This window comes from Neobacillus drentensis (genome assembly GCF_021560175.1).
In the GTDB taxonomy this organism is placed as follows: Bacteria; Bacillota; Bacilli; order Bacillales; family Cytobacillaceae; genus Neobacillus; species Neobacillus drentensis_A.
Window position 1 is genome coordinate 369,066 of the sequence record NZ_CP091110.1, and the last position, 17,507, is coordinate 386,572.

The 17,507-nt window shown below is 43.6% G+C and carries 8 protein-coding genes, 2 rRNA genes and 2 riboswitches; all 10 genes read left to right on the forward strand.

Annotated elements, in window-relative coordinates:
* Positions 1 to 37: 37 nt before the first annotated feature.
* Positions 38 to 868, forward strand: coding sequence for a KPN_02809 family neutral zinc metallopeptidase (gene ypfJ, locus L1999_RS01815; RefSeq protein ID WP_235741989.1), 831 nt, complete (start codon positions 38 to 40; stop codon positions 866 to 868).
* Between the two features lie 216 nt (positions 869 to 1,084).
* Complete coding sequence (locus tag L1999_RS01820) at positions 1,085 to 2,041, forward strand: AAA family ATPase (protein ID WP_235741990.1); 957 nt, start codon at positions 1,085 to 1,087, stop codon at positions 2,039 to 2,041.
* 2 nt (positions 2,042 to 2,043) lie between these two features.
* A complete protein-coding gene (locus L1999_RS01825) occupies positions 2,044 to 3,264 on the forward strand; it encodes a DUF58 domain-containing protein (RefSeq protein ID WP_235741991.1) in 1,221 nt (406 codons plus the stop codon).
* Positions 3,261 to 5,468, forward strand: coding sequence for a DUF4129 domain-containing transglutaminase family protein (locus L1999_RS01830; protein WP_235741992.1), 2,208 nt, complete (start codon positions 3,261 to 3,263; stop codon positions 5,466 to 5,468). The genes L1999_RS01825 and L1999_RS01830 overlap by 4 nt, the downstream gene beginning before the upstream one ends.
* 160 nt (positions 5,469 to 5,628) lie before the next feature.
* Positions 5,629 to 5,730: riboswitch (purine riboswitch) on the forward strand.
* 129 nt (positions 5,731 to 5,859) lie between these two features.
* Positions 5,860 to 7,398 carry a glutamine-hydrolyzing GMP synthase gene (gene guaA / locus L1999_RS01835; protein ID WP_235741993.1) on the forward strand — a complete coding sequence of 513 codons (1,539 nt, stop codon included), beginning with the start codon at positions 5,860 to 5,862 and terminating at the stop codon, positions 7,396 to 7,398.
* A 247-nt stretch (positions 7,399 to 7,645) separates the two neighbouring features.
* Positions 7,646 to 7,747, forward strand: a riboswitch (purine riboswitch).
* 109 nt (positions 7,748 to 7,856) lie between these two features.
* Positions 7,857 to 9,182 (forward strand): NCS2 family permease, encoded by a 1,326-nt coding sequence (locus L1999_RS01840; RefSeq protein ID WP_235741994.1) that lies wholly within the window; start codon positions 7,857 to 7,859, stop codon positions 9,180 to 9,182.
* A gap of 146 nt (positions 9,183 to 9,328) precedes the next feature.
* The gene (gene glcT, locus L1999_RS01845) at positions 9,329 to 10,171 is read left to right on the forward strand and encodes a glucose PTS transporter transcription antiterminator GlcT (protein ID WP_235741995.1); all 843 of its coding nucleotides are present in this window, start codon (positions 9,329 to 9,331) and stop codon (positions 10,169 to 10,171) included.
* A gap of 190 nt (positions 10,172 to 10,361) precedes the next feature.
* Positions 10,362 to 12,410, forward strand: coding sequence for a glucose-specific PTS transporter subunit IIBC (ptsG, locus tag L1999_RS01850; protein ID WP_235741996.1), 2,049 nt, complete (start codon positions 10,362 to 10,364; stop codon positions 12,408 to 12,410).
* A gap of 361 nt (positions 12,411 to 12,771) precedes the next feature.
* A 16S ribosomal RNA gene (locus L1999_RS01855) occupies positions 12,772 to 14,322 on the forward strand.
* A gap of 191 nt (positions 14,323 to 14,513) precedes the next feature.
* A 23S ribosomal RNA gene (locus tag L1999_RS01860) occupies positions 14,514 to 17,451 on the forward strand.
* The 16S and 23S rRNA genes sit together here, the layout of an rRNA operon.
* Positions 17,452 to 17,507: the final 56 nt, after the last annotated feature.

The window sequence follows — 17,507 nt, forward strand, 5'->3', positions numbered from 1 at the left end:
ATAAATAACCGGCTATCATTCTTAGGGAGGTAAAATCATGAAATGGAAGGGAAGACGGGAAAGTTCAAATATCGAAGACCGCAGGGGAATGGGTGGCAAAACAATCATTGGCGGAGGTATAGGCAGTATCATTATTATTCTCCTCTTTACGCTTCTTGGCGGTAATCCCAGCAACTTAATCAATAATATGACAACAAACAATGGCGCTGATTCAAATACTCCATACCAAGAATCAGCCCAAGAAAAGGAACAAGCCGATTTTGTTTCAGTTGTCCTGGCTGATACAGAAGATATATGGTCTGAGGAATTCAAGAAAAGAGGACTCACTTATGAAAATCCTAAGCTAGTTTTATACACAGGCAGTGTCCAGTCAGCCTGTGGATCAGCTAGTGCAGCAGTAGGCCCGTTTTATTGTCCAGGTGATCATAAGCTTTACATTGATTTAAGTTTTTATCAGGAACTGAAAGACAAATTCAAAGCACCAGGTGACTTTGCGATGGCGTACGTAATAGCCCATGAGGTTGGCCACCATGTTCAAACACTGTTGCATTCTGGGGATCAGGTATCAGCAGCCGTTAAAAAAACAAACGACTATTCCGTTCGATTTGAATTGCAGGCTGACTACTTAGCGGGCGTTTGGGCCCACTATGCGGAAGGAAAAGGGTATCTCGAAAAGGGTGACATTGAAGAGGCTTTAAACGCAGCTAACGCTGTAGGTGATGATAATATCCAGAAAAAGGCACAGGGCTATGTGGTTCCGGAAAGTTTTACTCATGGAACCTCGGAGCAGCGGAAGCGCTGGTTTAATAAAGGCTTTAAAAACGGTACCATTGAAGGCGGAAACACCTTTAATACGGCCAACCTGTAATTGGAAATCTAGACCTCTCCATTATGTATGGAGGGGCTTTTTTGAATTAGGGGCATAAAATCTATAGTTTCTATTTAACTGAGTTTTTTGAAACACTGCCAATCATCTATTCGTCTAATAATTGTTTGAGGTATGTTTTTATACAGGAATTTTCCAGAAAAACGAGAATACATAGTTCATTACCATAAATCGGTTAAACCGCAAGGAGGTATTACCTTGTCCCTTGATCAAGTGAATCCAACCATTGAAAGAATAATAGAAAATATTGAAAAGGTTATGATTGGAAAACGGAATGTAGCAGAATTGAGTCTTGTAGCGCTGCTGGCTGGAGGACATGTGCTGCTCGAAGACGTCCCAGGTGTCGGGAAAACGATGATGGTTCGTGCCCTCGCCAAGTCAGTGAATGCAAATTTTAGAAGAATCCAATTTACCCCTGACCTCTTACCGTCAGACGTAACCGGAGTGTCTATTTATAATCCGAAAGAAATGGAATTTCAATATCGGCCGGGTCCCCTGATGGGAAACATTATTCTAGCCGATGAAATCAACCGGACATCACCTAAAACCCAATCAGCTCTCTTAGAAGGGATGGAAGAAGCGAGCGTTACCATCGATGGGGTGACCCATAAATTGAACCGGCCATTTTTTGTGATGGCTACTCAAAATCCGATTGAATATGAGGGGACTTATCCGCTTCCTGAGGCGCAGCTGGATCGTTTCCTGCTAAAAATGAAAATGGGCTATCCGGATTTACAAGAGGAGATGGAAGTTCTCAACCGCGCCCAAAAGGTGCCGCCGATCGAAGAGCTTACACCAGTGATTGACCTCGAAGGCTTAATTGCTCTACAAAATGAGATTAAAAATGTTTTCGTCGATGATACGATCAAACGCTACATCGTCGATATTGTCAACCGAACAAGAGGGCATGGCAGTGTTTATCTGGGGGCAAGTCCAAGGGGATCGATTGCCCTAATGAAAGCAGCCCAGGCCTATGCGTTTATGAACAATCGTGAATATGTCCTGCCGGATGATATCCAATATTTAGCCGCTTTTGTCTTATCACATCGGATTATTTTAAAGTCAGAGGCAAAATTTGAGGGAATTTCTGCAGAGGAAATTGTCAACCGAGTGGTTTCGAGAGTACCTGTACCGGTTCAAAGGCTAGTGAAATAATCATGAAAAAACGATGGATTCTGTTAAGAAAGGTATGGAAATTCATTCTCTTGCTTATTCTCATTCTCCTCACTTTTTCATATGCCATGTTCGAAGGAGGATTTGTCAGCTGGTTTTTATTTTATAGCTTTTTGCCATTTGCTCTTTACTGTATGGCCTTATCCTTTTATTCCTTAAATGAACTAGAAATCACGAGGATTTTGCCAAAAACTGATTTTAATGCTGGCGAAACATTAAAGGTGACGGTAAAGGTGAAGCGGTCCAATGCCTTTCCCTTATTTTTTCTGCTCATCGAAGATCATGTAAATGAACCGCTAAAATCAGCCCAACAAAAAAAGAAAACAAAGAGCCTCATCCTGCCGGGGGTGAAAAAGGAATTTTCTTATGAATACATGATCGAGGAACTGCCGCGCGGTGAACATTTTTTTAATTCTTTTACGATTAAAATTGGCGATCCGCTAGGCTTATTTGAAAAAGATAAGACGTTTGTTCAAGAAGGGAAAATTATGGTTTACCCTGCCTATTCCGAGCTGTTCTACCAGCCATTTGAAAACCAATATGACCAAGGCCTTACGGCATCAAGAGAACGAGTCCAGCGCGATACTTCCATGGCAGTTGGGGTTCGGGATTACCAGCCGGGGGACCGTTTCTCGTGGATTAATTGGAAAGCATCAGCAAAGCGTAATGAAATCATGACAAAGGAATTTGAACAGCGGCATTCACATGATGTTTTTGTATTAATGGACTGTGTTCCAGAGCGGTGTTTTGAAGCTGTTGTGTCCTATACAGCTTCGCTTGTTCGAGCGGTGTTAAAGAAGGGGGCACAGACAGGCCTTTTAACCTATAGTAAGGATCGGGCATACTTTCCCATTAACGGTGGGGAAGCACAGCTTAGGCAGCTCTTCTATCATCTGGCAAAAGTGGAGGCAAAAAGTATAAGGTCGTTTGATAAAGTGATTGAAACAGAGATGCTGTTTATCCAACAATCCGTTTCCTTCATCCTGATCACAGCACAGTTGACAAAATCGTTACTCGAAAAGGCTAGTCTTTTGGGGCAAAGAAAAGGTTCGATTACCCTTTTTCTTATCAAGGGTCATAAGGAAACAGCATCAGACAATGAACGCTCTTTGATTTCGCTTGCCAGTGCCCGTGGGATCCGAATCATCATGGTGAATGAGGGAGAACAAAGGACAGCCTTTTCGGAGGTGAGTTTCCGGATATGAAAAAGGATAGTCCGTCCTTTCTTTTATACGTGTTCAGCTTTTTTCTGTTATGGGAATGGCTTCGTCCAATCAAGCAATTAACCGATACTAGTAATATGGGGATCTTTATTGTTTTTTTAATCATTTCTTTTACAGCATCCTTCCTGAATATCAAAGTAATTTGGCAAACGCTTCTGATGCTCAATTTTATTCTCTTTTCCATCCACCATCTTCACTATGAGGGAGGACTTTTAAATCTCAGCTGGTTATCATCCTTCATCAGGGATTGTAAGGATAATATCCGCTTGCTTCTCAGCAGACAATGGTACGACCTTTCCAATGAATTCCGGACCCTGTTGTTTTTTCTCCTGTTAGCCCTAATGGTGTACTTAATTAATTACTGGCTCTTAAGAAGGCAGCGGATCTTTATTTTTTTCTTTATGACCTTAGTATTTATAACCGTATTGGATACGTTTACTGCCTATAGTGCCAAAAATGCCATTATTCGGACGGTCGTGGCGGGGTTCGCGGTTATGGGGATGCTGACCTTTTATCGAATTAACCAAAAAGAGAAGGTTGATTATGACGCAGCATCGATTCGAAAATGGATGATTCCTCTATCAGTAATGATAGTTGTGAGTGTTTTGGTGGGAATGGCTGCACCAAAAGCAGCGCCAATCTGGCCTGATCCCGTTCCATACCTAACAGCTAAAAACGATAAGTCAGGAACCTCAAGTCCTAAAGCAGGCTTGCACCGAATCGGATATAGTACAGATGATCAGGCCTTAGGGGGTCCGTTTGTTGGTGATGACAGGGCTGTTTTTGCTTATGAAGGTAATGGAGAGAATTATTGGAAGATGGAAACGAAAGATATGTATACAGGAAAGGGCTGGATTGCCTCAGGGGTAACATTTAGCTCTTTTAAAAAAGACGATCTGATTCCCATTTATTCCATTCCCGCTGAAGTGGAAAGAATAAAGGGAACGGCACGTGTGATTTTGAACGGCAGCTATAAATTTAATACGATCATGTATCCAGCAGGTGTTACGAAGATCCTATCCATACAGCCTTCTAACCAAAATTCAAATCAGTTTTTGGTTGATGGGAACAACGGGAAAATTAGCTTTGTTACCAACGATCAACAACCTGTAGTTCCGCAAACGTTTATGGTTGAATTTGATATCCCTAAATATAAAGCTTCAGAATTAATGAAGACAACCGCGTTTCCTGTTGAAATGAACAGGGCCTATTATGAGAAATATACGATGCTGCCAACTAATTTGCCGCCGCGGGTAAAAGAATTGACAGAAGAGATTACAAAGGGAAAGACGAACTGGTACGACAAGGCAAAGGCAGTTGAACAATATTTTGGGAATTCCGGTTATCTCTATGATCAGAAAAAAGTGGCTATGCCTGGTGAGAAGGATGATTATGTTGATCAATTCTTGTTTGAAACAAAAAGGGGCTACTGTGATAACTTTTCCACTTCTATGGCGGTCATGCTGAGAACGATCGGTATTCCTACACGCTGGGTAAAGGGCTACACTGGCGGTGAGTTTCAGGCGTATAATGATGAGGGTTCCTCTAAGCTCTTCTATGAAGTGACGAATAATAATGCCCATTCATGGGTGGAAGTTTTTTTGCCGAATTTAGGCTGGGTGCCTTTTGAGCCGACAATTGGTTTTTCGAATGAACTTACTATTAATCATGATAGTAAAGACAATGCTGTGGTAAATAGCCAGCCAATCACACAGCCGTCCGTGAAAAAATCTGAGAAGGAAGAAAAAAAGCCGCAAACGACAAAGAGGGTTTCTAACCCATCAACAGGGATAAAAACGGTCGTTAACGAGGTGAAACTGCATGGGGGGCGGATTCTATTTAGCATGCTTCTCCTAGCGGGAGCGGCGTTCCTCCTTTACCGTTGGCGCGGGCGGTGGGTTCCATATTTAATCTTATTCTTATATCGGTTCAAGAAAAAGGATGAAAATATTGGCTCTGCGTATCTGCTTTTATTAATTCAATTAGAACGGTATGGACTTAAGCGAAAAGAAAATCAAACACTCCGCAGTTACGCGCGTTATATTGATACGTTTTTTGCAACCAGAGAAATGACCCGTATAACCGCCCGCTATGAACAATATCTTTATCACCAGAGTCTTCCAAAAGGGACTTGGAAAGAAACGCGTGAATTGTGGGAAAATTTAATTAAAAGGACAATCGCTTGACCGGAAAAACGCCTTATTGTTACAATAAGTCTTAATTCAATGTCTAGCTCCAGGCGCCATCGGCTCGAGGTCACAAGTCAATCCGTCATGAAGGTGAAAACCAACCTTCCTGCCGGCTCGTCTTGTGCTTGTCGCCGATAAACAGGCGCCTTGCGCTTTTCTAATAGGGTATGAATACCTTCATATATCCTCGAAAATAGGGTTCGAGAGTCTCTACCGGGCTGCCGTAAATGGCCTGACTATGAAGGCGGAATTTTTTTAGTGATACTTTTGCGAGATAACTAGAATTCTGCCTTCCTGTTTATGTTGGGAGGAGAATTCTAGTTTTTTTTATTTTTCCGCTTAATTGTATAAGCTAGTATTATTATTTAGAAATTGAGGGGTGGCTATTTTGACGGAGAAGCAAGATTTAATTGTTGTATTAGATTTCGGAAGCCAATATAATCAGCTGATTACACGGAGAATACGTGAATTTGGTGTGTACAGTGAACTGCATCCGCATACGATTACAGCGGAGGAAATTCGTAAAATGAATCCAAAGGGGATTATCTTTTCTGGTGGTCCAAACAGTGTCTATGATGAGAATTCGTTCCGCTGTGACGAGGCGATTTTCGAAATGGGTCTGCCAATACTAGGGATTTGTTACGGAATGCAGTTAATGACTGTCCACTTTAACGGGAAAGTTGAAAAAGCGCAGCAGCGTGAGTATGGCAAGGCAACCATGGTCCTTGAACATCCAACTACTTTATTTGCCGATCTGCCTAGTGAGCAGACTGTTTGGATGAGCCATGGGGACCTAGTAGTGGAAGCACCAGAAGGCTTTACCGTTAATGGTACAAGCCCATCTTGTCCAATATCAGCGATGAGTGATGAGAATCGTAAACTTTATGCGGTTCAATTTCATCCTGAGGTACGTCATTCTGTTTATGGAAATGAATTGCTCAAGAATTTTGTGTTTAAAGTTTGTGAGTGCACTGGGAATTGGTCCATGGAAAACTTTATTGAGACGGAAATGGCGAAGATTCGTGAAACAGTTGGTGACAAAAAAGTTCTTTGTGCACTTAGCGGCGGAGTCGATTCTTCCGTTGTGGCTGTGTTAATTCATAAAGCGATTGGCGATCAATTAACCTGTATCTTTGTCGACCACGGGCTGCTTCGTAAAAATGAGGCGGAGAGTGTTATGAAGACCTTCTCTGAAGGCTTCCATATGAACGTCATTAAAATCGATGCAAAGGAACGATTCCTTTCAAAATTAGAGGGCGTTTCAGATCCGGAGAAAAAGCGAAAAATTATCGGCAATGAATTTATTTATGTGTTTGATGATGAAGCAACAAAACTTGAAGGAATCGAGTTTTTAGCGCAAGGTACCCTTTATACGGATATCATTGAAAGTGGAACAGCAACAGCACAAACCATTAAATCGCATCACAATGTTGGCGGTCTTCCAGAGGACATGCAATTTAAATTAATCGAACCGCTCAATACTTTATTTAAGGATGAGGTTCGTGCCTTAGGTACGGAACTAGGCATTCCTGATGATATTGTTTGGCGTCAGCCATTCCCTGGTCCTGGTCTTGGAATTCGGGTGTTAGGAGCCATCTCAGACGATAAGCTTGAAATTGTCCGTGAATCGGATTGGATTTTACGCGAAGAGATTAAAAAGGCGGGGCTTGACCGCGAAATTTGGCAATACTTCACCGTTCTGCCGGATATCCGCAGTGTAGGTGTTATGGGGGATGCTAGGACCTATGATTATACAATTGGGATCCGCGCGGTAACATCCATTGATGGGATGACATCCGATTGGGCACGTATTCCATGGGATGTATTAGAATTAATCTCCACTAGGATTGTTAACGAGGTGGCACACGTAAACCGAGTGGTTTATGATATTACCAGCAAGCCGCCTGCAACAATTGAATGGGAGTAAACTAAAAAGCGGATTGGCCTTGATTAAGGGCAAAAGTATAAGACGAGCCGGATAAAAGGCTCGTCTTTTTTGTTAACTACAGAGGAATAGAAACACGGAAGGTCATAGTGATTATGTCGAATTATGTTGCTTTATGATGAAAATTGGTATTAATAAACAAAAATACGAACGATGATATTTTTTTTTATCTTATCGTTCGTATTTTTTATTTACAACTTTCGACTTTCTTGTTAAAATAAAAAAGGAATTAAGAGAACAATAATTGCATCGTATAATCTTGGGAATATGGCCCAGAAGTTTCTACCGAGCCACCGTAAATGGCTTGACTACGAGGCAGTGTTTAATAAAGAGGCATTCTTTTCCTCTAGTTATTGCACATGCCTATAGTCATGCTCCGGTAGAATATGCCGGAGCATTTTTTTGCATAATAAAGGAAAGAGTTATAGGGGGAAAAGAAAATGCAGAAATACTTTGAGTTTGAGAAACATGGCACCAATTATCGCCGTGAATTTATCGGAGGATTAACTACCTTCTTAGCAATGGCTTATATTTTAGTAGTTAACCCATTAACGTTATCGCTAGCATCTATAAAAGATTATCCAGATGCATTAAGAATGGATTATGGAGCAGTATTTGTGGCGACAGCCCTCGCATCTGCCCTTGGGTCGATCGTAATGGGTCTACTTGGGAAGTATCCACTGGCATTAGCGCCGGGTATGGGTTTAAATGCTTTCTTTGCTTATACTGTTGTTTTAGGAAGCGGTATTCCTTGGCAGCATGCACTCGGTGCAGTTTTAATTTCCGGAATCTTTTTCTTATTATTAACACTTACAGGTCTACGTGAAAAAATTATTAACGCCATACCAGTTGATCTAAAACATGCAGTTGGGGCAGGTATTGGTTTGTTTATTACCTTTGTCGGCTTACAAGATGCGAAGATTATTGTTAATAATGATGCAACACTTGTTGGTTTAGGAGATTTAACTTCAGGTCCTACACTTTTAGCTATTTTTGGGATTATTATAACAGTCATTTTGATGACAAGAGGCATTAATGGGGCTGTTTTCTATGGTATGGTTATCACTGCTATTGTGGGTATGATTTTTGGTGAGATTAAGATGCCGACTAAAGTGGTAGACACTGTTCCAAGTTTAGCGCCTACGTTTGGTGCAGCTTTTTCTTCCTTTAGTGACAGTTCGTTTTATACGACATCCATGCTTGGCATTATCTTAACGTTCTTGTTTGTTGACTTCTTTGATAATGCAGGTACGCTTGTAGCGGTAGCAAACCAAGCAGGAATTATGAAAGACAATAAGCTGCCACGTGCCGGCCGCGCGTTAATTTCAGATTCAATTGCGTCAACTGTTGGGGCAATTTTGGGTACTTCCACTACAACATCGTACATTGAGTCATCTGCAGGTGTTGCTGCTGGAGCAAGAACAGGATTTGCATCGTTAGTAACTGCTGGACTATTTATCTTATCAATCTTTTTCTTTCCGTTATTATCAGTGGTTACATCATCTGTAACAGCACCAGCTTTAATCATTGTTGGGGTATTAATGGTATCGTCATTAGGAAATATTGATTGGAAAAGGTTTGAAATTGCCGTTCCTGCTTTCTTAACGATGATTGCAATGCCATTGTCATACAGTATTGCGACCGGGATTGCAGTAGGGTTTATTTTCTACCCGATTACAATGATTGTAAAGGGACGCATAAAAGAGATTAACCCAATCATGTACTTATTCTTTGTAATCTTTGTTTTATATTTTATCTTCAAATAAATCAAAACTTCCGAGGGAACTGTAATTAAAACAGTTCTCTTTTTTTAGGTAGACATAATTTTGTCGAACAATGTCGTTGACTTCCATCATCACCTCTTTTAACATGAAAATATTAATGGTAAAATTGGTAGACTGGAGGTGAGGGTTTGGCAAACTTACGAATTGATAAGGTGTTAAATAACAATGTACTTATTGCTGAACATCCTTCTTATGAAGAAGTCGTTTTAATTGGCAAAGGCATCGGGTTTAATCGCAAACGAGGCGACTATATAGAAACAGAAACGGTTGAAAAGCTTTTTGTTCTGAGGGATGAAAAAGAGCAGGAAAATTATATTAAGTTACTGCCATTTATTGATACGGACTATCTAGAAGTCATCATTTCTGCGATTGATTTGATTAAACAGCGGACACGCACAGATCTAAATGAACATATTCATGTGGCCCTCACTGACCATTTAATGTTTGCTCTAACAAGAGCATCAAAAGGAATGGAAATGAGGAATCCATTTTTAGTTGAAACAAAGGCACTTTATCGCCATGAATATGAAATCGCTTCAACTGTGGTAGAATACATCGGTGAAAGAACAGGAATACACCTTCCCGTAGGTGAGATCGGATTTATTGCCTTGCACATCCATAGTGCACTGACCAATAAAGATTTATCGGATGTAAATCAACATTCTCAGCTTGTCAGCCGATTGGTTGAGATGGTAGAGGATCAATTTGATATTGAAATAGATAAAGAAAGTATTGATTACATGAGGCTTGTCCGTCATCTACGCTTCGCTATCGAACGCGTGGTAAAGGCGGAAAAAGTAGAAGAACCAGAAAAAATTGCAAACCTATTGAAAGTTGAATATCCAGTGTGTTATAATCTCTCATGGAAGCTCATTAAAGTGATGCAGCAAACATTAAAAAAGAAGGTCTTTGATGCAGAAGCCGTCTATCTGACGATGCATTTGCAAAGACTTCAAAACAAATTTAAATAGCACTTATTATTTTTTACGTGTTACTGATTCGATCAGGCATGAGTGAAAAGTATTAATTAAAATGAAGTTTTTAGGGTATTCTAAACCTAAACTTTATTTTAATAGTACTCTTTTGCTCATGCCTTTTTTGTTGTTTTTTTATCTAATGTGTAACCGCTTTATGAGCTAAAAAATTCAGGAGGTCATTGATATGAAAAACGCTTTTGGTACTTTACAAAAAGTCGGTAAAGCACTAATGTTGCCGGTTGCGCTATTACCAGCTGCCGGAATCTTGCTCGCGTTAGGTGCAGCTTTGGTGAATCCGGCATTACTAAACCTAGCGCCTTGGCTAGATAATAGTGGGGTTGCAATGGTTGCAGCTGTTATGAAAAATGCCGGGGATATTGTTTTTGGTAACTTACCGTTGTTATTTGCGGTTGGTGTTGCGGTTGGTTTGGCCGGCGGAGAAGGAACAGCTGGTTTAGCCGCGATTATCGGTTACTTAATCATGAACGTAACAATGGGTACTGTTTTAGGTCTTGATGCAAAGTCGATTAACGGAACAAGCCATGTTAGTGTTCTTGGTATTCCAACTCTTCAAACAGGAGTATTCGGCGGGATTATCGTTGGTATTCTAGCTTCTTCTATGTACAACAGGTTTTTTGAAATTGAACTTCCGTCCTATTTAGGATTTTTTGCAGGAAAACGTTTCGTTCCAATTATCACTGCTGGTTTAGCAATTATTCTTGGTTTACTTATGTTGGTGATTTGGCCGCCAATTCAGTCTGGATTAAATGCATTCTCGAACAACATGGTAAATGCCAACCTAACTCTATCTGCTTTTATTTTCGGGGTTATTGAACGTGCATTAATTCCATTCGGGCTACATCATATTTTCTATTCACCATTCTGGTTTGAGTTCGGATCCTATACTACAAAAGCCGGTCAAGTTGTTCATGGTGACCAACGGATCTTTATGGCTCAAATTTCAGACCACGTGAAAAATCTTACTGCTGGTACATTTATGACTGGTAAATTCCCATTCATGATGTTTGGTTTACCGGCTGCTGCATTAGCGATTTATCATGAAGCAAAACCAGAAAAGAAAGTATTTGTTGGTGGTTTGATGGCGTCTGCAGGTCTAACAGCTTTCTTAACTGGTATTACTGAACCAATTGAGTTCTCATTCCTTTTCGTTGCACCAGTTTTGTTTGGTATCCATGCTATTTTTGCTGGTTTATCATTTATGGTCATGCATTTATTAAATGTAAAAATCGGGATGACATTCTCCGGTGGTTTAATTGACTATATTCTATTTGGTTTAATCAATCCACAGACACATGCGTGGCTTGTAATTCCGGTTGGTCTTGTGTTTGCGGTTATTTACTACTTTGGTTTCCGGTTTGCGATTCGTAAGTTTGATTTAAAAACACCAGGTCGTGAGTTAGAAGAGGAAGAAGGACAACGAACAACAGGAAAAGCTGCTGGAGGCGATTTAGCTTCTAATATTTTAGATGCTATGGGCGGCAGGGATAATATCGCAAATCTTGATGCGTGTATTACACGTCTTCGTGTTTCGGTAAAAGATATTAAAAATGTAAATAAAGATGAATTAAAACGCCTTGGTGCTGCAGGTGTGCTTGAGGTAGGTAACAATATTCAAGCAATCTTTGGCCCGCGTTCTGAAACGATTAAAGGACAAATGAAAGATATTATGTCAGGGAAACGCCCTCGTGCAGCGGCGCCAGAACAACAGCAGACTCAGTCAACAACAACTACTGATGTAATGCAAGCTGCACGTCAAAATGAAGTATTTGCTGCACCATTAAAAGGGGAAATTAAGCAGATTACCGAAGTTCCTGACCAAGTATTTGCTGGTAAGATGATGGGTGATGGTTTTGCAATTGTACCTTCAGAAGGTATGGTAGTATCGCCTGTAAACGGTAAGATTGTTAATTTGTTCCCAACTAAACATGCGATTGGAATCCTCTCAGATACAGGACGTGAGATCCTTATCCATGTGGGTATTGATACGGTTAACCTAAAAGGTCAAGGTTTTGAAACACTGGTAACAGAAAATGAAATTATTGAGCAAGGTCAACCGCTCTTGAAGTTCGATATTAATTATATAAAAGAACATGCAACTTCAACGATTACTCCGATTGTCTTCACGAACTTAGCCGAAGGCGAAAAAGTGGTACTTGAGAAGTCAGGTCAAGTTAATATCAAGCAAGAAGGAATTGTTAAGATTACAAAGTAAGTTTTACTAAGAAGCCGGCCTAATGGTCGGCTTCTTTCTATAATATATATGCTTCCAGGCTGGTTAGAAGATAGGGTTGATAGGAGAAAAAGTGAAAATTAGTATTGACCAATACGGAGGATGATGGTATTATATTTTAGCGGTCGTTGAAAGACGTTAACAACATAACGTTGAAAAAGAAGTTGTTGACTTTGAATAAACGACATGGTATATTAATAGAGTTGCTTCTTACGGAAGTGATTTTAGAAATTGTTCTTTGAAAACTAAACAAACAAAAACGTCAACAAACAATAAATTATCATGTTTCTTCTATTATATTAGATGAACATGAGCCAACGTAACAAAATGAGCTAAATCAACTTTCATGGAGAGTTTGATCCTGGCTCAGGACGAACGCTGGCGGCGTGCCTAATACATGCAAGTCGAGCGAACCAATAGGAGCTTGCTCCTGTTGGTTAGCGGCGGACGGGTGAGTAACACGTGGGCAACCTGCCTGTAAGACTGGGATAACACCGGGAAACCGGTGCTAATACCGGATAATCCTTTTCCTTTCATGAGGAAAAGCTGAAAGTCGGTTTCGGCTGACACTTACAGATGGGCCCGCGGCGCATTAGCTAGTTGGTGAGGTAACGGCTCACCAAGGCGACGATGCGTAGCCGACCTGAGAGGGTGATCGGCCACACTGGGACTGAGACACGGCCCAGACTCCTACGGGAGGCAGCAGTAGGGAATCTTCCACAATGGACGAAAGTCTGATGGAGCAACGCCGCGTGAGCGATGAAGGCCTTCGGGTCGTAAAGCTCTGTTGTTAGGGAAGAACAAGTACCGGAGTAACTGCCGGTACCTTGACGGTACCTAACCAGAAAGCCACGGCTAACTACGTGCCAGCAGCCGCGGTAATACGTAGGTGGCAAGCGTTGTCCGGAATTATTGGGCGTAAAGCGCGCGCAGGCGGTCCTTTAAGTCTGATGTGAAAGCCCACGGCTCAACCGTGGAGGGTCATTGGAAACTGGGGGACTTGAGTGCAGAAGAGGAAAGCGGAATTCCACGTGTAGCGGTGAAATGCGTAGAGATGTGGAGGAACACCAGTGGCGAAGGCGGCTTTCTGGTCTGTAACTGACGCTGAGGCGCGAAAGCGTGGGGAGCAAACAGGATTAGATACCCTGGTAGTCCACGCCGTAAACGATGAGTGCTAAGTGTTAGGGGGTTTCCGCCCCTTAGTGCTGCAGCTAACGCATTAAGCACTCCGCCTGGGGAGTACGGCCGCAAGGCTGAAACTCAAAGGAATTGACGGGGGCCCGCACAAGCGGTGGAGCATGTGGTTTAATTCGAAGCAACGCGAAGAACCTTACCAGGTCTTGACATCCTCTGACACTCCTAGAGATAGGACTTTCCCCTTCGGGGGACAGAGTGACAGGTGGTGCATGGTTGTCGTCAGCTCGTGTCGTGAGATGTTGGGTTAAGTCCCGCAACGAGCGCAACCCTTGTTCTTAGTTGCCAGCATTCAGTTGGGCACTCTAAGGAGACTGCCGGTGACAAACCGGAGGAAGGTGGGGATGACGTCAAATCATCATGCCCCTTATGACCTGGGCTACACACGTGCTACAATGGATGGTACAAAGGGCAGCAAAGCCGCGAGGCCTAGCCAATCCCATAAAACCATTCTCAGTTCGGATTGTAGGCTGCAACTCGCCTACATGAAGCCGGAATCGCTAGTAATCGCGGATCAGCATGCCGCGGTGAATACGTTCCCGGGCCTTGTACACACCGCCCGTCACACCACGAGAGTTTGTAACACCCGAAGTCGGTGGGGTAACCGTAAGGAGCCAGCCGCCTAAGGTGGGACAGATGATTGGGGTGAAGTCGTAACAAGGTAGCCGTATCGGAAGGTGCGGCTGGAATCACCTCCTTTCTAAGGATAATGCAGTCCTTATGGACTGATAAGTAGTTGACCGCTTTTTGTTTGTTTAGTTTTGAGAGTACAATCTCTCAAGAAATTTCGTTCTTTGAAAACTAGATAATCGTATAGAAGAAACCAAGTAAAAACCGAGTAAAATCGCCATTTTAGTTTTTTCTCTCTATTAAATAGAGTAAAACCTTTTAGGTTAAGTTAGAAAGGGCGCACGGTGAATGCCTTGGCACTAGGAGCCGATGAAGGACGGGACTAACACCGATATGCTTCGGGGAGCTGTAAGTAAGCTTTGATCCGGAGATTTCCGAATGGGGGAACCCACTGTTCGTAATGGAACAGTATCTTTACCTGAATACATAGGGTATTGATGGCAGACCCGGGGAACTGAAACATCTAAGTACCCGGAGGAAGAGAAAGCAAACGCGATTCCCTAAGTAGCGGCGAGCGAAACGGGATTAGCCCAAACCAAGAGGCTTGCCTCTTGGGGTTGTAGGACACTCAACATGGAGTTACAAAGGAACGGGGTAGATGAAGCGGTCTGGAAAGGCCCGTCATAGAAGGTAAAAACCCTGTAGTTGAAACTTCGTTCCCTCCTGAGTGGATTCCTGAGTACGGCCGGACACGTGAAATCCGGTCGGAAGCAGGGAGGACCATCTCCCAAGGCTAAATACTCCCTAGTGACCGATAGTGAACCAGTACCGTGAGGGAAAGGTGAAAAGCACCCCGGAAGGGGAGTGAAATAGTTCCTGAAACCGTGTGCCTACAAGTAGTTAGAGCCCGTTAATGGGTGATAGCGTGCCTTTTGTAGAATGAACCGGCGAGTTACGATTACATGCAAGGTTAAGTTGAAGAGACGGAGCCGCAGCGAAAGCGAGTCTGAATAGGGCGAATGAGTATGTGGTCGTAGACCCGAAACCAGGTGATCTACCCATGTCCAGGGTGAAGTCCAGGTAACACTGGATGGAGGCCCGAACCCACGCACGTTGAAAAGTGCGGGGATGAGGTGTGGGTAGCGGAGAAATTCCAATCGAACTTGGAGATAGCTGGTTCTCTCCGAAATAGCTTTAGGGCTAGCCTCACGTAGTAAGAGTCTTGGAGGTAGAGCACTGTTTGGACTAGGGGCCCTCATCGGGTTACCGAATTCAGACAAACTCCGAATGCCAAAGACTTATCCGTGGGAGTCAGACTGCGAGTGATAAGATTCCGTAGTCAAAAGGGAAACAGCCCAGACCACCAGCTAAGGTCCCAAAGTATACGTTAAGTGGAAAAGGATGTGGAGTTGCTTAGACAACCAGGATGTTGGCTTAGAAGCAGCCACCATTTAAAGAGTGCGTAATAGCTCACTGGTCGAGTGACTCTGCGCCGAAAATGTACCGGGGCTAAACGTATCACCGAAGCTGTGGATTGACATCTACGATGTCAGTGGTAGGAGAGCGTTCTAAGGGCGTTGAAGCTAGACCGTAAGGACTGGTGGAGCGCTTAGAAGTGAGAATGCCGGTATGAGTAGCGAAAGATGAGTGAGAATCTCATCCACCGAATGCCTAAGGTTTCCTGAGGAAGGCTCGTCCGCTCAGGGTTAGTCGGGACCTAAGCCGAGGCCGAAAGGCGTAGGCGATGGACAACAGGTTGATATTCCTGTACCACCAAAGAATCGTTTGAGTGATGGGGGGACGCAGGAGGATAGGGTAAGCGCGCTGTTGGATATGCGCGTCTAAGCAGTTAGGCTGAGAAGCAGGAAAATCCGCTTCTCGTGAAGGCTGAGCTGTGACAGCGAGGGAAATATAGTACCGAAGTTCCTGATTCCACACTGCCAAGAAAAGCCTCTAGCGAGATTCAAGGTGCCCGTACCGCAAACCGACACAGGTAGGCGAGGAGAGAATCCTAAGGTGAGCGAGAGAACTCTCGTTAAGGAACTCGGCAAAATGACCCCGTAACTTCGGGAGAAGGGGTGCTCTTTGGGGTTCATAGCCTCGAAGAGCCGCAGTGAATAGGCCCAGGCGACTGTTTAGCAAAAACACAGGTCTCTGCGAAGCCGCAAGGCGAAGTATAGGGGCTGACGCCTGCCCGGTGCTGGAAGGTTAAGAGGAGGGGTTAGCTCACGCGAAGCTCTGAATCGAAGCCCCAGTAAACGGCGGCCGTAACTATAACGGTCCTAAGGTAGCGAAATTCCTTGTCGGGTAAGTTCCGACCCGCACGAAAGGCGTAACGATTCTGGGCACTGTCTCAACGAGAGACTCGGTGAAATTATAGTACCTGTGAAGATGCAGGTTACCCGCGACAGGACGGAAAGACCCCGTGGAGCTTTACTGTAGCCTGATATTGAATTTTGGTACAGCTTGTACAGGATAGGTAGGAGCCTGAGAAGCCGGAGCGCCAGCTTCGGTGGAGGCGTCGGTGGGATACTACCCTGGCTGTATTGAAATTCTAACCCGCACCCCTGATCGGGGTGGGAGACAGTGTCAGGTGGGCAGTTTGACTGGGGCGGTCGCCTCCTAAAGAGTAACGGAGGCGCCCAAAGGTTCCCTCAGAATGGTTGGAAATCATTCGTAGAGTGTAAAGGCACAAGGGAGCTTGACTGCGAGACCTACAAGTCGAGCAGGGACGAAAGTCGGGCTTAGTGATCCGGTGGTTCCGCATGGAAGGGCCATCGCTCAACGGATAAAAGCTACCCCGGGGATAACAGGCTTATCTCCCCCAAGAGTCCACATCGACGGGGAGGTTTGGCACCTCGATGTCGGCTCATCGCATCCTGGGGCTGTAGTCGGTCCCAAGGGTTGGGCTGTTCGCCCATTAAAGCGGTACGCGAGCTGGGTTCAGAACGTCGTGAGACAGTTCGGTCCCTATCCGTCGTGGGCGCAGGAAATTTGAGAGGAGCTGTCCTTAGTACGAGAGGACCGGGATGGACGCACCGCTGGTGTACCAGTTGTCTTGCCAAAGGCATCGCTGGGTAGCTATGTGCGGACGGGATAAGTGCTGAAAGCATCTAAGCATGAAGCCCCCCTCAAGATGAGATTTCCCATAGCGTCAAGCTAGTAAGATCCCTGAAAGATGATCAGGTTGATAGGTCAGAGGTGGAAGCGTGGCGACATGTGGAGCTGACTGATACTAATCGATCGAGGACTTAACCAAGTTTTAAAGCGATGTAACTCGTTTTTACAACATTTCTTCTACATTATCTAGTTTTG

Bases quoted from the DNA above. Each gene is read 5' to 3' on its own strand.
- ypfJ (WP_235741989.1), top strand. From the start codon at position 38: ATGAAATGGAAGGGAAGACGGGAAAGTTCAAATATCGAAGACCGCAGG.
- L1999_RS01825 (WP_235741991.1), top strand. From the start codon at position 2,044: ATGAAAAAACGATGGATTCTGTTAAGAAAGGTATGGAAATTCATTCTC.
- L1999_RS01830 (WP_235741992.1), top strand. From the start codon at position 3,261: ATGAAAAAGGATAGTCCGTCCTTTCTTTTATACGTGTTCAGCTTTTTT.
- L1999_RS01840 (WP_235741994.1), top strand. From the start codon at position 7,857: ATGCAGAAATACTTTGAGTTTGAGAAACATGGCACCAATTATCGCCGT.
- ptsG (WP_235741996.1), top strand. From the start codon at position 10,362: ATGAAAAACGCTTTTGGTACTTTACAAAAAGTCGGTAAAGCACTAATG.